This is a genomic window from Streptomyces sp. SLBN-118 (genome assembly GCF_006715635.1).
Classification (GTDB): Bacteria; Actinomycetota; Actinomycetes; order Streptomycetales; family Streptomycetaceae; genus Streptomyces.
This window is the reverse complement of sequence record NZ_VFNP01000001.1, coordinates 2,505,910-2,526,342: the sequence shown is the minus strand read 5'-3', so window position 1 is coordinate 2,526,342 and position 20,433 is coordinate 2,505,910. Positions and strand designations below refer to the sequence as shown.

The window sequence follows — 20,433 nt, the reverse complement described above, 5'->3', positions numbered from 1 at the left end:
TCAGCGGCTGTGCGCCGCGCCGACACAACGAGGTTGCCGTACATATGCGCCACGCTGAAGGAGCCCGCGGTGAGTGCTGACCCGACGACGGTGCTCGCCTTCGAGACCGACTGCCACCTTTTTGACGGGTGTGGCTTCCCGGCTCCGGGCCTGCATTCATTCCTCTTCGAGCCGCTCTTGGGCGACGCCGACGGCAACGGCTTTTACTTCAACAAGCCGATGCTGCTCGCCCTGCTCGGTTCCATCATCGTCGTGGGCTTCTTCTGGGCCGCTTTCCGTAAGCCGAAAATGGTTCCGGACAAGCTGCAGATGGTCGCCGAGGCCGGTTACGACTTCGTGCGGCGCGGCATCGTCTACGAGACGATCGGCAAGAAGGACGGCGAGAAGTATGTCCCGCTGGCCGTCTCGCTGTTCTTCTTCATCTGGATGATGAACGTCTGGTCGATCGTCCCGGTCGCCGCCTTCCCGGTGACGGCGATCATCGCCTACCCGATGGTCCTGGCGGGCATCGTCTACATCACCTGGGTCTCGCTGACGTTCAAGCGGCACGGCTTTGTCGGCTTCTTCAAGAACGTGACGGGCTACGACAAGTCGCTCGGCCCGGTGCTGCCGCTCTCCATGACCATCGAGTTCTTCTCGAACCTGCTGGTCCGCCCGTTCACGCACGCCGTACGACTCTTCGCGAACATGTTCGCCGGTCACACACTGCTGCTGCTCTTCACGATCGCCAGCTGGTACATGCTGAACGGCATCGGCATCGCGTACTCCGGTGTCTCGTTCGCGATGGTCATCATCATGACGGCCTTCGAGCTCTTCATCCAGGCCGTCCAGGCCTATGTGTTCGTGCTCCTGACCTGCAGCTACATCCAGGGCGCGCTCGCAGAGCACCACTGAGTCCCGCTCCTCGACCCCATATTCGTCCGGTGGCCAACCCCCACCGGTCCGTAAAGAGAAGGAAGAACTGGCATGTCCCAGACCCTCGCTGCTGTTACTGGTGACCTCGGCTCCGTCGGTTACGGTCTTGCGGCCATCGGCCCCGGCGTCGGTATCGGCATCATCTTCGGTAACGGCACCCAGGCCCTGGCCCGTCAGCCTGAGGCGGCCGGCCTGATCCGTGCCAACCAGATCCTCGGCTTCGCCTTCTGTGAGGCGCTGGCCCTGATCGGCCTCGTCATGCCGTTCGTCTACTAAGACGAACGACAAGACGACCGTCCCTTTCGACGAAAGGCACTGATGTGAACACCGCTCTGGTTTTCCTGGCGGCTGAGGGTGAGAAGGAGAATCCCCTCATTCCGCCGTGGCCCGAGCTCGTCATCGGCCTGATCGCCTTCGTCATCGTCTTCGGCTTCCTCGCCAAGAAGCTCCTCCCGAACATCAACAAGGTTCTGGAGCAGCGCCGAGAGGCCATCGAAGGTGGCATCGAGCAGGCCGCTGCGGCCAAGGTCGAAGCCGACAGCGTGCTCGAGCAGTACAAGGCTCAGCTCGCCGAGGCCCGCCACGAGGCAGCCCGGATGCGCCAGGAGGCGACCGAGCAGGGTGCCGCGATCATCCAGGAGATGAAGGCGGAAGGCCAGCGGCAGCGTGAGGAGATCATCGCCGCCGGTCACACCCAGATCGAGGCCGACCGCAAGGCCGCTGCCGCGGCGCTGCGTCAGGACGTCGGCAAGCTCGCCACCGAACTGGCCGGCAAGCTCGTCGGTGAGTCCCTCGAGGACCACGCCCGGCAGAGCCGCACGATCGACCGCTTCCTCGACGCACTCGAGGACAGCGCTTCGAAGACAGAGGCCGCGCGATGAACGGAGCGAGCCGCGAGGCACTGGCTGCCGCACGCGAGTCCCTTGACGCGCTGACCGACAACACGTCGGTCGACGTGGCAAAGCTCGCCGAGGAGCTGGCAGCCGTCACCGCGCTGCTCGACCGTGAGGTGTCGCTGCGTCGGGTCCTGACCGACCCGGCGCAGGCCGGCGAGGCCAAGGCCGAGCTGGCGGGACGGCTGCTGCGCGGTCAGGTGGGCGACGAGAGCGCCGACCTGATCTCCGGCATGGTGCGTTCTCGCTGGTCGCAGTCGCGTGACCTGGTCGACTCGGTCGAGGAGCTGGCGGCCTCCGCCGAGCTCACCGTGGCCCAGCGGGCCGACGCGCTCGACAGCGTCGAGGACGAGCTGTTCCGGTTCGGCCGGATCATCGACTCGGCGAAGGACCTGCGGTCCGCGCTGACCGACAAGTCGGCGCCGGCCTCGGCCAAGGGCGAGCTGCTGCGCAGCCTGCTCGGCGGCAAGGCCAACCCGGTCACCGAGCGTCTGGTTGTCCGTCTTGTGACCCAGCCCCGGGGACGTAGCCTGGAGGCGGGACTCGAGTCCCTGTCCAGGCTCGCCGCGGCGCGCCGGGACCGGATGGTCGCCGTCGTCACCTCGGCGGTGCCGCTGACCGACGAGCAGAGGCAGCGCCTCGGCGCGGGTCTTGCGCGGATCTACGGCCGCGAGATGCACCTGAACCTCGACGTGGACCCCGAGGTCCTCGGCGGGATCTCGGTGCGTGTGGGTGACGAGATCATCAACGGCACGATCGCGGAGCGTCTCGACGAGGCAGCACGCCGTATCGCCGGCTGACCAAGCCGGTAACTGAACAAGCAGTACGAGCGGCCCGGTTGGGCCGTGCAGAGATTGCAGAAGATTCCTGGGGGTCGCCCCCAGACCCCCTAAGAAACTTCGGGCCCAACAAGGAGAGCAGGGAACCCAGATGGCGGAGCTCACGATCCGGCCGGAGGAGATCCGGGACGCGCTGGAGAACTTTGTCCAGGCGTACAAGCCGGACGCGGCCTCGCGCGAGGAGGTCGGCACGGTCAGCGTTGCCGGCGACGGCATCGCGAAGGTCGAGGGTCTTCCCTCGGCCATGGCGAACGAGCTGCTGAAGTTCGAGGACGGCACCCTCGGTCTCGCCCTCAACCTCGAGGAGCGCGAGATCGGTGCGATCGTCCTCGGTGAGTTCAGCGGTATCGAGGAAGGCCAGCCGGTCACCCGCACCGGCGAGGTCCTGTCCGTCGCTGTAGGCGAGGGCTACCTGGGTCGCGTCGTCGACCCGCTCGGCAACGCGATCGACGGCCTCGGCGAGATCGAGACCGACGGACGCCGCGCTCTCGAGCTGCAGGCCCCGGGCGTCATGGTCCGTAAGTCGGTGCACGAGCCGATGCAGACCGGCTACAAGGCTGTCGACGCCATGGTGCCGATCGGCCGCGGCCAGCGTCAGCTGATCATTGGTGACCGTCAGACCGGCAAGACCGCTCTGGCAGTCGACACGATCATCAACCAGCGCGACAACTGGCGCTCGGGCGACCCGAAGAAGCAGGTCCGCTGCATCTACGTCGCCATCGGCCAGAAGGGCTCCACCATCGCGTCCGTGCGCGGTGCGCTGGAGGAGGCGGGCGCCCTCGAGTACACGACGATCGTCGCGGCTCCGGCGTCCGACCCGGCCGGCTTCAAGTACCTTGCGCCGTACACCGGCTCGGCCATCGGCCAGCACTGGATGTACCAGGGCAAGCACGTCCTGATCATCTTCGACGACCTGTCGAAGCAGGCCGACGCCTACCGTGCCGTGTCGCTGCTGCTGCGCCGCCCGCCGGGCCGGGAGGCCTACCCGGGTGACGTCTTCTACCTGCACTCGCGTCTGCTGGAGCGCTGCGCCAAGCTCTCCGACGAGATGGGCGCCGGTTCGATGACGGGTCTGCCGATCGTCGAGACCAAGGCGAACGACGTGTCGGCGTTCATCCCGACCAACGTCATCTCCATCACCGACGGCCAGTGCTTCCTGGAGTCCGACCTGTTCAACGCCGGCCAGCGTCCGGCCCTGAACGTCGGTATCTCGGTCTCCCGCGTCGGTGGCTCCGCCCAGCACAAGGCCATGAAGCAGGTCTCCGGCCGACTGCGTGTGGACCTCGCCCAGTTCCGTGAGCTGGAGGCGTTCGCCGCCTTCGGTTCGGACCTGGACGCGGCCTCCAAGGCGCAGATGGAGCGCGGCAAGCGCATGGTCGAGCTGCTCAAGCAGGCTCAGTACCAGCCCATGCCCGTCGAGGAGCAGGTCGTCTCCGTCTGGGCCGGTACCACCGGCAAGATGGACGACGTCCCGGTCCAGGACATCCGCCGCTTCGAGAGCGAGCTGCTCGAGCACCTGCGCCGTGAGCGCAAGGAGCTGCTGACCAGCATCGCCGAGGGCGGGAAGATGTCCGACGACACCCTCCAGTCCATCGGTGACGCGATCGCCGCCTTCAAGCGTCAGTTCGAGACCTCGGACGGCCAGCTTCTCGGCGAAGACGCTCCGGTCAGCACGGCCAAGTGACGACGGAAGGGACCTGACTCATGGGAGCCCAGCTCCGGGTCTACAAGCGTCGCATCAAATCCGTCACCGCGACCAAGAAGATCACCAAGGCGATGGAGATGATCGCCGCCTCGCGCATCGTCAAGGCGCAGCGCCAGGTGGCGGCCTCCACGCCGTACGCGACCGAGCTCACCCGCGCGGTGACCGCGGTGGCAACCGGGTCGAACACGAAGCACTCCCTCACCACCGAGGTGGACGCTCCGGTCCGCGCCGCGATCCTGCTCATCACGAGCGACCGCGGTCTGGCCGGCGGCTACTCCGCCAACGCCATCAAGGCGGCGGAGCAGCTCACCGAGCGGCTCCGCGGCGAGGGCAAGGAGGTCGACACGTACATCGTCGGCCGCAAGGGTGTCTCGTACTACGGCTTCCGTGAGCGCAAGGTCACGGAGTCGTGGACCGGCTTCACGGACAGCCCGACCTACGCGGACGCCAAGAACGTCGCGGGGCCGCTGATCGAGGCGGTCCAGCGGGAGACGGCCGAGGGCGGCGTGGACGAGCTCCACATCGTCTTCACCGAGTTCATCTCGATGCTGACGCAGACGCCGGTGCAGAACCGGCTGCTGCCCCTCAGCCTCGAGAAGGCGGCCGAGGAGTCGACGGGAACATCGGCGGCTTCCGCCGCGGGCAAGGGCGAGATCCTGCCCCTGTTCGACTTCGAGCCGTCGGCGGAGGACGTCCTCGACGCCCTGCTTCCGCGCTACGTCGAGAGCCGGATCTACAACGCGCTGCTCCAGGCCGCTGCTTCCAAGCACGCTGCCACCCGCCGCGCGATGAAGTCGGCGACCGACAACGCCGGGGAGCTCATCAAGAGCCTCTCCCGGCTTGCCAACGCGGCCCGCCAGGCCGAAATCACCCAGGAAATCAGCGAGATCGTCGGTGGCGCCAACGCCCTGGCCGACGCGACCGCGGGGAGTGACAAGTAATGACGACGACAGTTGAGACGGCCGCTGCCACGGGCCGCGTCGCCCGGGTCATCGGCCCGGTCGTCGACGTGGAGTTCCCCGTCGACGCGATGCCGGAGATCTACAACGCGCTCACCGTCGAGGTGGCCGACCCGGCTCTCGACGGCGCCCTGAAGACCCTGACGCTCGAGGTCGCCCAGCACCTCGGCGAGGGCCTGGTCCGCGCGATCTCGATGCAGCCCACCGACGGTCTGGTCCGCCAGGCCACGGTGACCAACACCGGCACGGGTATCACCGTCCCGGTCGGCGACTTCACCAAGGGCAAGGTGTTCAACACCCTCGGTGAGGTGCTGAACGTCACCGAGGCGAACAGCGAGACCACCGAGCGCTGGCCGATCCACCGCAAGGCGCCCAGCTTCGACCAGCTCGAGTCCAAGACCGAGATGTTCGAGACGGGCATCAAGGTCATCGACCTTCTCACCCCGTACGTCAAGGGTGGAAAGATCGGTCTGTTCGGCGGCGCCGGTGTCGGCAAGACCGTTCTGATCCAGGAAATGATCTACCGCGTCGCCAACAACCACGACGGTGTGTCGGTGTTCGCGGGCGTCGGTGAGCGTACCCGTGAGGGCAACGACCTCATCGAGGAGATGACCGAGTCCGGCGTCATCGACAAGACGGCGCTTGTCTTCGGTCAGATGGACGAGCCCCCGGGCACCCGTCTTCGTGTCGCGCTCGCCGGTCTGACCATGGCGGAGTACTTCCGCGATGTGCAGAAGCAGGACGTGCTCTTCTTCATCGACAACATCTTCCGGTACACCCAGGCCGGCTCCGAGGTGTCCACTCTGCTCGGCCGTATGCCGTCCGCGGTGGGTTACCAGCCGAACCTGGCCGACGAGATGGGTCTGCTGCAGGAGCGCATCACCTCGACGCGTGGTCACTCGATCACCTCGATGCAGGCGATCTACGTCCCCGCGGACGACCTGACCGACCCGGCCCCGGCCACCACCTTCGCCCACCTCGACGCGACGACGGTTCTCTCCCGTCCGATCTCGGAGAAGGGCATCTACCCGGCCGTGGACCCGCTGGACTCCACGTCCCGGATCCTGGACCCGCGCTACATCGCGCAGGAGCACTACGACGCCGCCACGCGCGTCAAGGGAATCCTGCAGAAGTACAAGGACCTCCAGGACATCATCGCGATCCTCGGTATCGACGAGCTGGGCGAGGAGGACAAGCTCGTTGTCCACCGCGCCCGTCGCGTCGAGCGCTTCCTGTCGCAGAACACCCACGTGGCGAAGCAGTTCACCGGTGTGGATGGTTCGGACGTTCCGCTCGACGAGTCGATCGCCGCGTTCAACGCGATCTGCGACGGTGAGTACGACCACTTCCCCGAGCAGGCGTTCTTCATGTGCGGTGGCATTGAGGACCTCAAGGCCAACGCCAAGGAGCTCGGCGTCTCCTGAGTCTGCTGACTCGTGGAGAGGGGCGGGTGCGTCCCGCCCCTCTCCCCACGCCCCGTAGAATTGACCCAACACCCGGCACAACCGCCGGGTGGTGACCCGAGGAGCCAACCTTGGCTGCTGAGCTGCACGTCGAGCTGGTCGCCGCCGACCGGCAGGTCTGGTCCGGCGAGGCCACCCTGGTCGTCGCGCGCACCACGTCCGGCGACATCGGCGTCATGCCCGGTCACCAGCCGCTGCTCGGTGTGCTGGAGTCGGGCCCGGTGACCATCCGTACGAGCGAGGGCGGAACGGTCGTCGCCGCGGTGCACGGCGGTTTCATCTCCTTCGCCGACGACAAGCTGTCGCTGCTGGCGGAGATCGCCGAGCTGGCCGACGAGATCGACGAACGGCGCGCCGAGCGTGCGCTGGAGCGCGCCAAGGCGGATGAGGACGCCGCCGCCGAGCGGCGCGCTGATGTCCGGCTGCGTGCGTTGGCGGTGCACTGAGCACCCCGCCGACAGTCGTAGCCCTCAGCCGCGGCCCGGGCTGGATCACTCCAGACCGGGCCGCGGCTGAGGCGATGCAGGTGCAGGTGCAGGTGCAGGTGCAGGTGCACGTGGGAATCCGTTACGGGACGATGCGAGGAGGTCGGTGGACATGTTCCTCGCTCTGCTTGTGAGCGGCCTGGTCGTCGTCACACTGGTGGGGATCGGGCTGTTCGTCTTCGGACTGCGCCGACGGCTGATCCAGCGGTCCGGCGGCACCTTCGACTGCAGTCTGCGCTGGAACGTCCCGGAGGAGACCGACCTCTCCGGCAAGGGCTGGGTGTACGGCGTCGCCCGCTACAGCGGTGACCGGATCATGTGGTTCCGTGTCTTCTCGTACGCCCCCCGCCCCCGCCGTGTCCTTGAGCGCTCCGCCATCGAGGTCGTGACCCGGCGTACGCCCGAGGGCGAGGAGGAGCTGGCGCTTCTCTCGGACGCGATCGTGCTGGGCTGTGTCCACCGCGGCACGCGCCTGGAGCTGGCGATGAGCGAGGACGCGCTGACCGGTTTCCTCGCCTGGCTCGAAGCGGCGCCACCGGGCCAACGAGTCAATGTGGCTTAAATAGGCTGTCTCGTTGGTTGGGGGTCCCCCCGGACGAAGTCTGGGGGAGAGTCAATGTGGCTTAAATAGGCTGTCTCGTTGGTTGGGGGTCCCCCCGGACGAAGTCTGGGGGAGAGTCAATGTGGCGTGAGCTTGAGAGTGTGACGAAGCCCGGGAGAACGATTCCCCCGGGCTTCGCTGTGCACTGGGTCAGTTCAGACCGCTGTTGATCGCGCCGACGAGCTCTCCGTTCGTCGTGTCACCGCTGAACTCCCAGAAGAACGCTCCTCCCAGGCCCTGCCCCTTCGCCCAGCTCATCTTCGAGGTGACCGTCGCGGGGGTGTCGTAACTCCACCAGTTGCTGCCGCACTTGGCGTACGCCGTACCCGCGATGGTTCCGGTGGACGGGCAGGTGTTCCTGAGCACCTTGTAGTCCTCGATGCCCTGCTCGTACGTGCCGGGGGCCGGCCCTGTCGCCGTGCCTCCCGGCGCCTCCTGAGTGACTCCGGTCCAGCCGCGTCCGTAGAAGCCGATGCCCAGCAGCAGCTTGGCGGACGGCACGCCCTTCGCCTTGAACTTGGCGATCGCCTCGGCGGAGTTGAATCCCGCCTGAGGGATGCCGGCGTACGAGGTGAGCGGGGAGTGCGGGGCGGTCGGTCCCTGGGCGGCCCAGGCACCGAAGAAGTCGTATGTCATCACGTTGTACCAGTTGACGTACTGTGCCGCGCCGCCGTAGTCGGCCGCGTCGATCTTGCCGCCGGACGAGGCGTCGGCCGTGACGGCGGCGGTGACCAGGTTGTTCGTGCCGAACTTGGCTCGCATCGCCTGCATCAGGTTCTTGAAGGCGGCGGCGCCGCTGGTGTCGCAGGACAGGCCGCAGGCGTTGGGGTACTCCCAGTCCAGGTCGATGCCGTCGAAGACATCGGCCCAGCGCGGGTCCTCCACCAGGTCGTAGCAGGACTGGGCGAAGGCCGCCGGGTTTGCCGCGGCCTGGCCGAAGCCGCCGGACCAGGTCCAGCCGCCGAACGACCAGAGCACCTTGATGTGCGGGTACTTCGCCTTGAGCTTGCGCAGCTGGTTGAAGTTGCCGCGCAGGGGCTGGTCCCAGGTGTCGGCGACGCCGTCGACGGACTGGTCGGCGGTGTACGCCTTGTCGTAGTCGGCGTAGGAGTCACCGATGGCGCAGCGGCCGCCGGTGACATTGCCGAACGCGTAGTTGATGTGGGTGATCTTGGCGGCGGAGCCCGAGGTGTCCAGGTTCTTCACGTGGTAATTGCGCCCGTAGACGCCCCACTCCGTGAAGTAGCCCAGCTTGACCGCGGAGCCGGGCTTCGGGTCGCCGCCACCGCCGGTGGTGCGCACTGCGCGGGCGCCGCTGACCGGGCCCGTCTGGTCGGCGGTGTCACGCGCCTGGACGGTGTACGAGTAGTCGGTGCCGGCGGAGAGGCCGGTGTTGGTGTACGTCGTGCCGGTCACCGTCGCGATCCTGGCGCCGTCGCGCAGCACGTCGTAGTTCTTGACGCCCTTGTCGTCGGTGGCGGCGGTCCAGCTCAGCGCCACCGAGGTGTCGGTGATGTTGCTCGCGGACGGGGTGCCGGGGGCGGAGGGCGGGTTGTCGCCGGGGACGCTGCCGCCGTCGCAGGAAGCGCCATTGAGCTTGCAGCCCGAGGGTGCGCCGGAGCCCGTGCCGTTGAAGCCGAACGAGACGGAGGCGCCGGGGGCCAGCGTGCCGTTCCAGCTCTTGTTCTTGGCGGTCCAGTGGGTGCCGCTGCTGGTGACGTCGGCGTCCCAGGCGGAGGTGACGGCAGTGCCCGAGGGGTAGTCCCACTCGACGGTCCAGGAGCTGAGGGAGGTGGTGCCGGTGTTCTTCACCGTCCACTTGCCCTCGAAGCCCGTGCCCCAGTCCTGGACCTTGGCGTAGGTGGCCGTGGCGGATGTGGCGGCCTCGGCGGGCGCTGCGAGGCCGACCATGGCGGCCAGGGGGAGGAGCAAAGCGGTCAGTCCCGCTACGACTCTGGATCTGACTCTGAATCTGGTTCTGTGCAGTGGGGGTTGCGTGTTCACGGGTGCTCCTCGAGGAGGTCCGGGACATTCGGCGGATTGATCCGTGCGCTGCGCACCCTGCGTGGCTCACCGCAGTGTGTGTGCGGTGAGACTAGGAAGGTCTGGACCAATCGTCAATAGGTCCAGACCACACGTGTCAGTCGTGGGGGAGAGGGGAAGGAGAGGGAACGTCAGATCCCCAACTCCTGTGCCAGGACAGCCGCTTGTACCCTGCTGCGCAGCTCGAGCTTTGCCAGCAGCCTGCTCATATGGGTCTTCGCCGTCGCCTCCGCCATGTCGAGACGTACGGCGATCTCGGCGTTCGACAAGCCCTCGCCCAGGCATGACAGCACCTCACGCTCGCGCCGGGTGAGCACATCGAGCACCGCGGGGTCGGGCGCCCCCGGCCTGCGTACCGGCGTCGGCGCGGCGAACTCCGCGATCAGCCTGCGTGTGACGGCCGGCGCGATCAGCCCCTCACCACGCGCCACCGTGCGCACCGCATCGAGTAGATCCTCCGCTTCGGTGCTCTTCAGCAGAAAGCCCGCGGCCCCTGCCCGCAGCGCCCCGAAGACGTACTCGTCCAGATCGAAGGTGGTCAGTACCAGTACGTCGGAAAGCTGCTCGGCGGCGATCTGACGGGTCGCCGAGACCCCGTCCAGGCGCGGCATCTGAATGTCCATCAGCACCAGTTCCGGACACAGTTCGCGGGCCAGCCGCACCGCTTCCTCGCCGTCCGCGGCTTCGCCCACGACCTCGATGTCGGGTGCGCTGCGCAGGATGAGGACCAGGCCTGCGCGTACGGCGCTCTGGTCCTCCGCGACCAGTACCCGGATGGTCATGCCCTGCCGTTCCCTTCGTCGACGGGCAGTTCGGCCCGTACCCGCCAGATCCTGCCGCCGTCGCCGCCGGCGTTCCCCCCGGCCACCGGTCCCGACTCGAACTGCCCGCCCAGCAGCGCCACCCGCTCCCGCATCCCGACCAGACCGGCCCCCGAGCCGGGCGCCCGCGGCCCGGGACGGTCGCCGTACGGGCTGGTCACCTCTACCGTCAGCGTCCCCTCGCGCTGGGCCAGAGCGACCCTGACCCCGCCCGGTGACGCGTGCTTGAGGGCGTTCGTCAGCGACTCCTGAATGATGCGGTACGCCGCGAGCTCGACCGGCGCGGGCAGCGCGAGGCCCGCCTCGCCGGCGTCCTCCAGCCTGAACTCCAGACCGCTGGAGGCCCCGTTGGTGCCCGCCTGGGCGAGCAGCGCGTCCACACCGGCCAGTGTCGGGGCGGCCGCCGGAGCCGTGCCGCCACCACTGTCCCGCAGCAGTCCGATCAGGCGGCGCATCTCCGCGAGCCCGTCGACACTGTTCTCGCGGATCACCCCGAGTGCGTCGCGCGAGGTCTTCGGATCGTCGAGGGAGAGCGCGGCGGTGGAGTGGATCGCGATCGCCGAGAGATGGTTGGCGACCATGTCGTGCAGCTCGCGGGCCATCCGGGCGCGCTCGGCGGTGACCGCCTGCGTGCGGTCGATCTCGGCGAGGAGGGCCGTCTGCTCGGCACGCAGGCGCGCCGCTTCGGCGGCGTCGCGATGGGTGCGTACGCTCACGCCCGTCCACGCCGGGGCCACGGTGACCACCGCGAAGACCAGGCCCAGCAGAACGGCCTGCGCGTCCTGGAAGACGAGGAGCGCGGTGACCGTGACAGCGGCCGTCGCCACCATGGACACGGCGGGGATGCGGCGTGCGGCTGCGGGCGTGCCGTACAGCACGGCCGCGTAGACGAGATCCGTGAACATCGCGATCGTGGCGACGTTCCCGTCGGTGAACTGGTCGGCGAGCAGCGCCGCGCAGCCGATGGCCAGCGCGGTGTTCGGCATGCTCCGGCGCAGCAGCTCCGCCCCGCTCATCACTGCCAGCGGCAGCAGCAGGAGCCAACGCGGATCGACGCCGTGTCCACTGCGGGTGTCCAGTCCCAGCGCGTAGAGGACCAGGCCGCCGAAGAATCCGGCCACGGCGATGAGCACGTCGTCGCGGTGCGGGCTTCTCGGTGCGGTCACGGACCCATCAAACACGGCGGACGGCCGGTGGGCCTCCGCGTCCCGGGCGATGACCGGATACATCGAAGGATGCAGTGCCGGCTCGTCACTGGCGACGACGATAGGCGGCCCGGCGGACGGAAGGCTGGAGGGGAACGGAAGGAGAGTGCTGTGATCGTCACGCTGATCGTGATCTGCGAGGTAGGCTTCTGGGTCCTGCTGGCAGCCGGACTCGCCACGCGCTATGTGCTGAAGCTGCCCCGGCTGGGCGCGGGCCTGCTGCTCCTGGAGCCGCTGCTGGAGGTCGTCCTGCTCGTCGTGACGACGATCGACCTGAAGAACGGCGCGGAGCCGGACTGGAAGCACGGGCTCGCAGCCCTGTACATCGGCTACACCGTCGCGTACGGCCACTACACGGTCAAGTGGATCGACGGGTACGTCGCCCACCGCTTCGCGGGCGCCCCGCCGCCGCCCGAGCCGCCGCGGTACGGAGTGGCCCGGGCCAAGCACGAAGGGAAGCTGTGGCTGCGTACCGTGCTGGCCGCCGCGGTCGCCGTCGGCCTGCTCCAGGTGGCGATCTGGTACGTCGGCGACCCGAGCCGGACCGGTTCGCTCAGCTCCTGGCAGTTCGTGGCGCTGCGGACGGCCGGGATCCACGGCCTGATCGCCCTCACGTACACGATCTGGCCGAAGAAGGCCCCGGCGGCGGACCCGGAGCCCGAGCGTGAACCGGTCCGGATCGAACGTTAGCGCTCGCCGCCGGGGACCCAGAGGACGTCCCCGACCTCCTTGTTCGCCGTCCTCGCCAGAATGAACAGGAGGTCGGACAGGCGGTTGAGATACGTCGCGGTGAGCGGATTCATCGCCTCCCCGTGCACCTCCAGCGCCGCCCACGTCGATCGCTCCGCGCGCCGTACGACCGTGCATGCCTGGTGCAGCAGCGCCGCCCCCGGCGTACCGCCCGGCAGGATGAAGCTGCGCAGCTTCTCCAGCTGCTCGTTGAAGCGGTCGCAGTCCGCCTCGAGACGGTCGATGTAGAACTGCTCGACCCGCAGCGGCGGATACTCCGGCTCCTCGACCACCGGCGTCGAGAGGTCCGCACCCACGTCGAACAGGTCGTTCTGCACGCGGACGAGGACCGTGACGACCTCTTGCGGAAGCTGTCCCAGCGCGATGGCCGTGCCGAGGACGGCATTGGCCTCATTGGCGTCGGCGTACGCAGCGATCCGCAGATCGGTCTTGGCGGTGCGGCTCATGTCGCCCAGGGCGGTCGTGCCCTGGTCGCCGGTGCGGGTGTAGATGCGCGTGAGATTGACCATGAGGCCGAGCCTACGCCGCGGCCGCAAGCGGGGCGAAGTGGCCCATGAGGCGCTCAATTACGCGGTACCGGCCGGTTGATGGGCCGTACCGGTGTGATGTCCGTCATCTGAGACGTGACGCGCATCTCTTCACCGCCACACGGCACCTCACGGGCGCTAACCTCCGCCGGAGAGCGGAAATGTAAACACGTGTTAAGGGGTGCCGCAGTGGCCAGGAAGCTCGCCGTCATCGGGGCCGGACTCATGGGGTCCGGCATCGCGCAGGTCTCTGCCCAGGCGGGCTGGGACGTCGTGCTGCGCGATGTCACCGACGCGGCTCTGACCCGTGGCACGGACGGCATCAAGGCCTCGTACGACAAGTTCGTCTCCAAGGGCAAGCTCGAAGCGGCCGACGCCGACGCCGCCTTGGCGCGCATCACCACGACCACCGACCTGGACGCCGCCGCCGACGCGGACATCGTCGTCGAGGCGGTCTTCGAGAAGCTCGAGGTCAAGCACGAGATCTTCCGTACGCTCGACAAGCTCGTACGGGAGGACGCCGTCCTCGCCTCCAACACCTCAGCCATCCCGATCACGAAGATCGCCGCGGTGACGGAGCGTCCGGACCGCGTGGTCGGTGCGCACTTCTTCTCGCCCGTCCCGATGATGCAGCTGTGCGAGCTGGTGCGCGGCTACAAGACGAGCGACGAAACCCTCGCCACCACGCGGGAGTTCGCCGAGTCCGTCGGCAAGACCTGCATCGTCGTCAACCGCGACGTCGCCGGGTTTGTCACCACCCGTCTCATCGCGGCACTGGTCGTCGAGGCCGCGAAGCTGTACGAATCGGGCGTAGCGTCCGCCGAGGACATCGACATCGCCTGCAAGCTGGGCTTCGGCCACGCCATGGGGCCGCTCGCCACCGCCGATCTGACGGGCGTGGACATCCTGCTGCACGCCACGAGCAACATCTACACCGAGTCCCAGGACGAGAAGTTCGCCCCGCCGGAGCTGATGCGCCGGATGGTGGACGCCGGTGACATCGGACGCAAGAGCGGGCAGGGCTTCTACAAGCACTGACCCTCATCGACCGGTTTGGTATCACCCTGAAGGGTGAAATCAGTATCGGTTCGCTTACAAAGCGCAACTGCTGCGCCCATGTGGGAGTCAGTTGTTGCAAGACATTGAAAGCAAACCAGAAGAGATCACAGGGCACTGACGCACTCACGGGAGCGCATATGCACATCAGGGGCGACCACGCCGAGCTGGTCGTCGGGGGCCGCCTCGACGTCCGCAGCGCGGCGGACGCCCGTACGGTCCTGCACTCGGCCGTCGACGCCGGAGCCGGCGACCTGGTGCTCGACCTGACCGACCTCGACTCCTGGGACGCCACCGGCCTGGGGGTCATCATGGGCGCACACCGCCGGGCCGGCCGGTGCGGCCGCCGGCTGGTGCTGCGCGGCGTCCCGCCCCAGATGCAAAGACTCCTGGTCGCCACCCGGCTGCACCGGATTCTTGCCATCGAAGGCGGCATCGCGGCCGAATCGCTCCCCCGGGTGTGAACCGTACGACGCTCGCAATCCTCATAAGACTGTGATGTCACGGGCGGGGCGGCACCCCGCCCCTATGGAGATACTGAGCAAAGGTCTAAGGTTCGGTCGCCCGACGAATTGAAAGACCCATGCGGCGGGCACCGGGCCGAAGCTACAGCGGAGCGTGCGGAAAGGCCGGAGGGACAGTCCGCACGCGTCTCCGTCATCACCATCCACACAACCCCGGCGGGGACGAAGCTCAGCGAAGCGCATCTGGGGGGCTAGGACCATGAACAACGACAGTTTCGGCGATGGCGCGGGCCAGGCCCGGCCCCCGCGCGACACCGGCGCCCCGGACTTCAAGAAGTCGGCGCCCGCGCCCGCGCGCACCGTCCAGCTCGTCGCGGGCGACTTCCTGCTCACCGTCAATCCCGTCGACGGCAGCGAGATAGAGCCCTGCCCGCCAGGGCAGCTGCCCACCCGGCCGGGCCGGCACAGTGAGGCCGAGCGCACCGAGCGGCAGCGCGCGGCTCAGCCGCCCGTACCGGCAGGGCCTGCCGCGCCGCGGCTCCCGCTGCTGGAGCGCGGTGAGGAGCGCGAGCGGCTGGTACGGCTGCTCGGCCACGGCCGCTCGGTCCGGCTCACCGGGCCCGCGGGCTCCGGGCGCAGTGCCCTGCTCGACATCGTCGCCGAGGACTGCGCGAACGTCGCGCCCGACGGGGTCGTACGCCTGAGCGGCCATCACCGCACCCCCGCCGAGCTGCTCCACGAGCTGTTCGCCGCCGTCCACAGCGCCTCCCGCTACCGGCCGGACCGTGCCGCACTGCTCGGACACGTCAAGGACATCGGCGCGATCGTCGTCCTCGACGACCTGGAGTTCGGCGGCGCAGCCCTCGGCGAGCTGCTCGACGCCGCGCCCGAGTGTGCCTTCCTGGTCGCGGTCACACCCGACGTCGCCGCACCCGAGGCGGACTCGCACCTCGAAGAGGTCGTCCTCGCCGGACTGGGCCGAAGCGCCTCGCTGGAGCTGCTGCAGCGCACCGTGGAGCGGCCGCTCACCGAGGACGAGTCGAACTGGGCGGGCGACCTCTGGTTCGAGTCCGAGGGCCTGCCGCTGCGTTTCGTCCAGGCGGGCGCGTTGCTGCGCCAGTGCGACAGCCTGCGCCCGGACCCGGAGACCCTCGACGACTGCACGCCCTTCGACGGCGTCCAGGAAGTCGAGGTACCGCTGCCGACGCTGGGGGAGGGGGCCGCCCCCGCTGCCCGGCTCGCCTCCCGGCTGAGCGAGTCCGCCCGCGAGACCTTGCGCTTCGCGGTCGCGCTGGGCGGTGAGGTCCCGCACCAGGCGCATCTGCCGGCGCTCGTCGGGGACACCCACGCGGACGCCGCGCTCGGTGAGCTGATGAGCTGCGGCCTGCTTACGCCGGTCGGTTCGCGCTACCGGCTCGCGTCCGGTGTGCTGGCGCAGCTGACGGAGAAGGGCTACGCCGACGAGGCGGCCGCCCATGCCCACACCGCCGCCCAGCACTACGCCTGGTGGGCCGGGCACCCGTCCGTCACCCCGGAGCGGGCGGTGGCCGAGGCCGACGCCGTCCTCGCCGCGCTCAGCATGCTGGTGCCGGGCAAGGAAGCCGGACACCCCAGCGCGGCCGTACTGCTCGCCCGCAGCGCGGGACCCGCCTTTGCGGCGGGCCTGCACTGGAGCGCTTGGGAGCGGGCCCTGCGGGCAGGCTCCGAAGCCGCCCGTATCACGGGCGAGGTGGCCGAAGAGGCGTACTTCCACCATGAGCTGGGCGTCCTCGCACTCTGCACCGGAAACCTGGACCGGGCGCGCGCCGAACTGGAGACTTCCATCGGCATGCGCGGCGCGCTCTCCGACAAGCGCGGCACCGTCGCGGGGCGCAGGGCGCTCGCGCTCGTCGAGGACCGCTCCGGCGGAGCTGCCCCCGCACGTACCCCGGCGGTCGATGAGGTAACGGCCGAACAGTCGGCGACGCCGCACGGAGGCGTACCGGCGCCCGTGCTGTCGCTCGGCCGCGGCATCGGAGGGGCGAAGGACGAAGAGGAGCCCGCGACGCTGCTGGCACGGCAGACGCCGTCCGGGGGAGGCGCGAAGCCGGGCCGCCGCCTCACCGTCTTCGGCGGCGCACGGCGCAACCTGATCGCCGCGGGCGCGGGCGCACTGCTCGCCGCCGTGCTCGGCACGGTGGTGACGCTCGGGGCGACCTCGGACCACCGGGACCCACCGAGCAACAAGGTCAGGAACGGCCAGTCGGCGAACGAGGACGACGGCAGCAACGGCCTGGACGTGGACGAGCCCGCGGACGGTTCGACCAGCCCGGGCGGCGCACCCGCGGACGACCCGAAGAAGCCGGACCCGGTGACGCCCGGGACGAGTTCGCCGACGGGTGACGCGTCGACGCCGGGCGGAGGGCCGTCGTCGGGGCTGTCGACACCGGGGAAGCCGACGACATCGGGTAATCCGCCTCGGCCCACCAGTAAGCCGACGCCAACCAAGTCGACCACACCCTCGCAGCCGGGCACACCGACGACTCCGCCCACCTCGCCCTCACCCACACCGACGCCGTCCACGTCGTCGTCCTCGGGCGGCGAGAGCTCGGCCAGCACCCCGATGACCAGCAGCTCCGCTCCCTCGGATTCCGGCAGCGCACCCGTCATCTGACAGGATCGGCACGCACCACGGCCCCGGACGGCCTCGCCCTCCGGGGCCGTAGCCGCAATCTCAGGCGGCCTCAGAACAGCCGGAGCTTGTCGTCCTCGATGCCCCGCAGCGCGTCGTAGTCCAGCACCACGCACCCGATCCCGCGGTCCGTCGCCAGCACCCGTGCCTGCGGCTTGATCTCCTGCGCCGCGAACAGGCCCTTCACCGGCGCCAGATGCGGGTCCCGGTTGAGCAGTTCCAGGTAGCGCGTGAGCTGTTCGACGCCGTCGATCTCGCCGCGCCGCTTGATCTCGACGGCCACCGTCGCGCCGTCCGAGTCGCGGCACAGGATGTCCACCGGGCCGATGGCCGTGGGGTATTCGCGCCGGATCAGGCTGTAGCCCTCGCCCAGCGTTTCGATGCGGTCCGCGAGCAGTTCCTGCAGATGCGCCTCCACGCCGTCCTTGATCAGGCCGGGGTCCACGCCCAGTTCGTGCGAGGAGTCATGGAGGATTTCCTCCATCGTGATGATCAGTTTCTCGCCCGCTTTGTTGATGACGGTCCAGACGCTGTCGTCACCCTCCTTGAGCGTGCATGGAGGGGACATCCAGTTCAGGGGTTTGTACGCCCTGTCGTCCGCGTGGATCGAGACGCTGCCATCCGCCTTGACCAGGATCAGACGGGCAGCGGAGGGCAGGTGGGCGGTGAGCCGGCCCGCGTAATCCACGGAGCAGCGGGCGATGACAAGACGCATGGTCGGCAACGCTACTCGACGTACGCGGGTGCGCGCGATTCTCCCACCCGTCGCCCACATTTCGCCCTGTTCGTTAGTGGCCGGTTGTGCTCCCAATCTCCTGGTGCCCTCCGGACGGCGCACTTACCGTGGAAGCAGGAGGTTGTCGGTCGTGCACTCTGCGTCGTCGTGCGTCGTTCGTACGGCGTCGTTGTCCGTCGCCTCCTTCCCTGCCCGTAAGACCCCGTTCACCGGGGTCGCGAGAGGAGAACCCATGTCGCTCGACGTCTCACCGGCGCTGTTGGAACAGGCCGAGCGAGGCGAGGTCGATGAAGCTGCATTCGTCGACTGCGTCCGGACCTCCCTGCCCTTCGCATGGGAGATGATCAGTTCTCTGGTGGCTCAGCTGAAGGTGGACGGCGGCGACTTCGCCGACAACCAGACGCCTCCGCCGGACGAGCAGGCACGTGGTCAGCTGCTGCGCGCGCTCGCGAGTGACGCCATTCGCGGTGCGCTCCAGCGGCACTTCGGGGTGCGCCTGGCATTCCAGAACTGCCACCGCGTCGCGGTGTTCCCGCTGGACTCCTCGGTCGATGAACGGCTTGCCCGCTTCACCTCCGTACGGGCCCAGTTGCTCAACCAGTCGCCCGAACTGCGCGACTGCTGAAGTCTTTTGCTGCCGCTCCGCATCGCGGGAGGTGCTACAGATGCCGGAGCGGCAGCACCTCCCGTGCGGCAACGAACGCAGGGTCAGCCGAGAAGGGGCAGCACTTCCGTGCCGAGCCGCCGCACGTTCTCCTCGGTGGCGGCGAGGTCGCCGGAGCCCTCGGCGAGCAGGGCGAAGCGGGTGATCCCTGTCCGTTCCGCGGTGGCCGCGAGCCGGTCCGCTGCGAGCCGTGGCGGGCCCACCGGGTGCAGCCCGCACAGCAGTTCCGTGTATGCCACGGGGTCCCGCATGGCGCGGTGGCGCCCGTCGACCGTCACATGGGCGTCCAGGCCCTGCTTGAGCCAGCCGGGCATCGCCTTGACCAGAGTCTCCGTGGCGTCGGCCGAGCGGTCCTCGATCTGGGCCACTCCGGCCGACACATGTCCGGCGCCGTGGACTTTCTCGGGCGGATGTCCCGCGGCGAGCGCGTGCGTTCGCCAGAGTGCGACCATGTCCGCCTTCTCCTCGTCGCCGCAGTGCATCCCGAGCAGCATCGGCGCTGCGCGTTCGGCGGCGAGCTTCACGCTCTTCGGGGACGTACAGGCGACGATCACCTCGGGGCCCCCGGCGGGGCCGTCGATCAGCTCGTCCGGCCTTGGTACGACCGGGACTTCGCGGAAGGTGAACCGTTCCCCCCGGGTGGCGACACGGGGTTCGCGCAGCCAGCGCAGCAGCAGGTCCAGGGACTCGGGAAAGCCCCTCTCGTACGCGGCGAGACCTGTGCCGAAGACCTCCAGATCGACCCAGGGGCCGCCGCGGCCCACGCCGAGGGAGAACCTGCCTCCGCTCGTCAGATGCAGTAGCGCCGCCTGCTCGCCCAGCGCCACTGGATGGGCGCTCGGCAGCACGCTCACGGCCGTGCCGACGCGGATGCGCCGGGTGCGGCCGAGCAGCAGGGCGGCGAGGGTCACAGCCGACGGGCACACGCCGTACGGCACGAAATGGTGCTCCGCGAGCCAGACCGAATCGAGCCCGGACTCCTCCGCGACCTCGGCGGACCGCACCGCTCGATGCAGAGCCTCCCCCTGCCCCTGGCCCGGGAATTGGGCCGCCAGTACAAAAGTTCCCACGCGCATCGCCTATTGCCTCCTTGCGGCCGACGCGTCACTCCCCCTACCGGCAACAACGTCTGACACGTGCCAAAGGCACGGCCAATCGTGAAGTTGTTGCGATTTTCCGGTAACTGCCCCTTGTGGGTGCCACCGTCTCGCGCCGTGTGGTACGTGTACCCATGGGCGCGGCCCGTAGGCTGGAGGGGAACTGTCCTGACTTGCCCCGTGAGGTGTCACGTGTCCCCGCGCCGCAACCGCCCCCGAGGCGGCGAGAAGCCGACCGAGCCTGCCGGCGAGCCGGGCGAGAGGTACGGCGGCCTCGGCCGGAGCGAGTCCTGGCAGGGTGAGAACTGGTCGGTCCGCCATGTCGCGGGCGCAAGTGCCGCAGGCAAGAGGTATCGCTGTCCGGGATGCGACCAGGAGATCCCCTCGGGGGTGCCCCATGTGGTCGCCTGGCCGGAGCACGGCGGCGGAGTCGAGGACCGGCGGCACTGGCACAAGGCCTGCTGGAACGCGAAAGACCGCCGCACCACGCGGGTGCAGCGGTCCCGTAACGCGCCCAGGTACTGAAGAGCGGTCGGAGG

General features: G+C 68.8%; 21 protein-coding genes. 15 read left to right on the top strand and 6 right to left on the bottom strand.

Translation table 11 applies throughout. The features are described from left to right. Positions 1-54 precede the first annotated feature (54 nt). From atpB to FBY35_RS11175, 9 genes are all read left to right on the top strand, one after another. Positions 55-894 (top strand): F0F1 ATP synthase subunit A, encoded by an 840-nt coding sequence (gene atpB, locus FBY35_RS11215; protein ID WP_186356982.1) that lies wholly within the window; start codon positions 55-57, stop codon positions 892-894. A 72-nt stretch (positions 895-966) separates the two neighbouring features. Beyond that, positions 967-1,191, top strand: coding sequence for an ATP synthase F0 subunit C (atpE, locus tag FBY35_RS11210; RefSeq protein WP_142213658.1), 225 nt, complete (start codon positions 967-969; stop codon positions 1,189-1,191). Positions 1,192-1,235: 44 nt separating this feature from the next. Next, positions 1,236-1,796 (top strand): F0F1 ATP synthase subunit B, encoded by a 561-nt coding sequence (locus tag FBY35_RS11205; RefSeq protein ID WP_186356910.1) that lies wholly within the window; start codon positions 1,236-1,238, stop codon positions 1,794-1,796. Further along, entirely contained in the window at positions 1,793-2,608 is an 816-nt protein-coding gene (locus FBY35_RS11200) for a F0F1 ATP synthase subunit delta (RefSeq protein WP_142213657.1), read from the top strand. Before FBY35_RS11205 ends, FBY35_RS11200 begins: the two co-directional genes overlap by 4 nt. Positions 2,609-2,738: 130 nt before the next feature. Further along, the gene (atpA, locus tag FBY35_RS11195) at positions 2,739-4,331 is read left to right on the top strand and encodes a F0F1 ATP synthase subunit alpha (protein WP_142213656.1); all 1,593 of its coding nucleotides are present in this window, start codon (positions 2,739-2,741) and stop codon (positions 4,329-4,331) included. Between the two features lie 20 nt (positions 4,332-4,351). After that, positions 4,352-5,293 (top strand): F0F1 ATP synthase subunit gamma, encoded by a 942-nt coding sequence (locus FBY35_RS11190; RefSeq protein WP_142213655.1) that lies wholly within the window; start codon positions 4,352-4,354, stop codon positions 5,291-5,293. After that, positions 5,293-6,735: a F0F1 ATP synthase subunit beta gene (gene atpD, locus FBY35_RS11185; RefSeq protein WP_142213654.1), complete on the top strand. Its 1,443-nt coding sequence runs from the start codon at positions 5,293-5,295 to the stop codon at positions 6,733-6,735. The genes FBY35_RS11190 and atpD overlap by 1 nt, the downstream gene beginning before the upstream one ends. Positions 6,736-6,845: 110 nt before the next feature. Then, positions 6,846-7,220, top strand: coding sequence for a F0F1 ATP synthase subunit epsilon (locus tag FBY35_RS11180; RefSeq protein WP_142213653.1), 375 nt, complete (start codon positions 6,846-6,848; stop codon positions 7,218-7,220). 151 nt (positions 7,221-7,371) lie between these two features. Continuing rightward, the gene (locus tag FBY35_RS11175; protein WP_142213652.1) at positions 7,372-7,821 is read left to right on the top strand and encodes a DUF2550 domain-containing protein; all 450 of its coding nucleotides are present in this window, start codon (positions 7,372-7,374) and stop codon (positions 7,819-7,821) included. Between the two features lie 189 nt (positions 7,822-8,010). Here FBY35_RS11175 and FBY35_RS11170 read toward each other — a convergent pair whose 3' ends face one another. The 3 genes from FBY35_RS11170 to FBY35_RS11160 form a co-directional block, all read right to left on the bottom strand. Beyond that, a complete protein-coding gene (locus FBY35_RS11170) occupies positions 8,011-9,771 on the bottom strand; it encodes a glycoside hydrolase family 18 chitinase (protein WP_142213651.1) in 1,761 nt (586 codons plus the stop codon). A 263-nt stretch (positions 9,772-10,034) separates the two neighbouring features. Next, positions 10,035-10,685, bottom strand: a complete 651-nt coding sequence (locus tag FBY35_RS11165; protein ID WP_142213650.1) for a response regulator transcription factor — start codon at positions 10,683-10,685, stop codon at positions 10,035-10,037. Then, positions 10,682-11,890 carry a sensor histidine kinase gene (locus tag FBY35_RS11160; RefSeq protein ID WP_260848580.1) on the bottom strand — a complete coding sequence of 403 codons (1,209 nt, stop codon included), beginning with the start codon at positions 11,888-11,890 and terminating at the stop codon, positions 10,682-10,684. Before FBY35_RS11160 ends, FBY35_RS11165 begins: the two co-directional genes overlap by 4 nt. 150 nt (positions 11,891-12,040) lie before the next feature. Between FBY35_RS11160 and FBY35_RS11155 the strand changes: the two genes are divergently transcribed. After that, a complete protein-coding gene (locus FBY35_RS11155; protein ID WP_142213648.1) occupies positions 12,041-12,619 on the top strand; it encodes a hypothetical protein in 579 nt (192 codons plus the stop codon). Here the strand turns inward: FBY35_RS11155 and FBY35_RS11150 are convergent. Beyond that, entirely contained in the window at positions 12,616-13,188 is a 573-nt protein-coding gene (locus FBY35_RS11150) for a cob(I)yrinic acid a,c-diamide adenosyltransferase (protein ID WP_142213647.1), read from the bottom strand. The genes FBY35_RS11155 and FBY35_RS11150 overlap by 4 nt on opposite strands. Before the next feature lie 207 nt (positions 13,189-13,395). Here FBY35_RS11150 and FBY35_RS11145 point away from each other — a divergent pair, with 207 nt between their 5' ends. The 3 genes from FBY35_RS11145 to FBY35_RS11135 all read left to right on the top strand — a co-directional run bounded on the left by FBY35_RS11145 (position 13,396) and on the right by FBY35_RS11135 (position 17,379). Continuing rightward, a complete protein-coding gene (locus tag FBY35_RS11145; protein ID WP_142213646.1) occupies positions 13,396-14,244 on the top strand; it encodes a 3-hydroxyacyl-CoA dehydrogenase family protein in 849 nt (282 codons plus the stop codon). 158 nt (positions 14,245-14,402) lie between these two features. Next, on the top strand, positions 14,403-14,726 hold the full coding sequence (locus FBY35_RS11140) for an STAS domain-containing protein (RefSeq protein ID WP_142213645.1): 324 nt from the start codon (positions 14,403-14,405) through the stop codon (positions 14,724-14,726). A gap of 259 nt (positions 14,727-14,985) precedes the next feature. Next, positions 14,986-17,379, top strand: coding sequence for an ATP-binding protein (locus FBY35_RS11135; protein ID WP_142213644.1), 2,394 nt, complete (start codon positions 14,986-14,988; stop codon positions 17,377-17,379). 70 nt (positions 17,380-17,449) lie between these two features. Here FBY35_RS11135 and nucS read toward each other — a convergent pair whose 3' ends face one another. Further along, positions 17,450-18,112 (bottom strand): endonuclease NucS, encoded by a 663-nt coding sequence (nucS, locus tag FBY35_RS11130; protein ID WP_186356908.1) that lies wholly within the window; start codon positions 18,110-18,112, stop codon positions 17,450-17,452. 253 nt (positions 18,113-18,365) lie between these two features. Between nucS and FBY35_RS11125 the strand changes: the two genes are divergently transcribed. Continuing rightward, the gene (locus FBY35_RS11125; protein ID WP_142213642.1) at positions 18,366-18,758 is read left to right on the top strand and encodes an SCO5389 family protein; all 393 of its coding nucleotides are present in this window, start codon (positions 18,366-18,368) and stop codon (positions 18,756-18,758) included. An 83-nt stretch (positions 18,759-18,841) separates the two neighbouring features. On the opposite strand, the gene FBY35_RS11120 is transcribed toward FBY35_RS11125, so the two are convergent. Continuing rightward, the gene (locus FBY35_RS11120) at positions 18,842-19,873 is read right to left on the bottom strand and encodes an LLM class flavin-dependent oxidoreductase (protein WP_142213641.1); all 1,032 of its coding nucleotides are present in this window, start codon (positions 19,871-19,873) and stop codon (positions 18,842-18,844) included. A 213-nt stretch (positions 19,874-20,086) separates the two neighbouring features. Between FBY35_RS11120 and FBY35_RS11115 the strand changes: the two genes are divergently transcribed. Next, positions 20,087-20,419: an ATP/GTP-binding protein gene (locus FBY35_RS11115; RefSeq protein ID WP_142213640.1), complete on the top strand. Its 333-nt coding sequence runs from the start codon at positions 20,087-20,089 to the stop codon at positions 20,417-20,419. Positions 20,420-20,433 lie beyond the last annotated feature (14 nt).

What these genes read in the sequence shown, in the direction of transcription:
- atpE (WP_142213658.1), top strand. Translation starts at nt 967, where the DNA reads ATGTCCCAGACCCTCGCTGCTGTTACTGGTGACCTCGGCTCCGTCGGT.
- FBY35_RS11200 (WP_142213657.1), top strand. Translation starts at nt 1,793, where the DNA reads ATGAACGGAGCGAGCCGCGAGGCACTGGCTGCCGCACGCGAGTCCCTT.
- atpA (WP_142213656.1), top strand. Translation starts at nt 2,739, where the DNA reads ATGGCGGAGCTCACGATCCGGCCGGAGGAGATCCGGGACGCGCTGGAG.
- FBY35_RS11190 (WP_142213655.1), top strand. Translation starts at nt 4,352, where the DNA reads ATGGGAGCCCAGCTCCGGGTCTACAAGCGTCGCATCAAATCCGTCACC.
- atpD (WP_142213654.1), top strand. Translation starts at nt 5,293, where the DNA reads ATGACGACGACAGTTGAGACGGCCGCTGCCACGGGCCGCGTCGCCCGG.
- FBY35_RS11175 (WP_142213652.1), top strand. Translation starts at nt 7,372, where the DNA reads ATGTTCCTCGCTCTGCTTGTGAGCGGCCTGGTCGTCGTCACACTGGTG.
- FBY35_RS11170 (WP_142213651.1), bottom strand. Translation starts at nt 9,771, where the DNA reads ATGGTCGGCCTCGCAGCGCCCGCCGAGGCCGCCACATCCGCCACGGCC.
- FBY35_RS11165 (WP_142213650.1), bottom strand. Translation starts at nt 10,685, where the DNA reads ATGACCATCCGGGTACTGGTCGCGGAGGACCAGAGCGCCGTACGCGCA.
- FBY35_RS11150 (WP_142213647.1), bottom strand. Translation starts at nt 13,188, where the DNA reads ATGGTCAATCTCACGCGCATCTACACCCGCACCGGCGACCAGGGCACG.
- FBY35_RS11140 (WP_142213645.1), top strand. Translation starts at nt 14,403, where the DNA reads ATGCACATCAGGGGCGACCACGCCGAGCTGGTCGTCGGGGGCCGCCTC.
- FBY35_RS11135 (WP_142213644.1), top strand. Translation starts at nt 14,986, where the DNA reads ATGAACAACGACAGTTTCGGCGATGGCGCGGGCCAGGCCCGGCCCCCG.
- nucS (WP_186356908.1), bottom strand. Translation starts at nt 18,112, where the DNA reads ATGCGTCTTGTCATCGCCCGCTGCTCCGTGGATTACGCGGGCCGGCTC.
- FBY35_RS11125 (WP_142213642.1), top strand. Translation starts at nt 18,366, where the DNA reads ATGTCGCTCGACGTCTCACCGGCGCTGTTGGAACAGGCCGAGCGAGGC.
- FBY35_RS11120 (WP_142213641.1), bottom strand. Translation starts at nt 19,873, where the DNA reads ATGCGCGTGGGAACTTTTGTACTGGCGGCCCAATTCCCGGGCCAGGGG.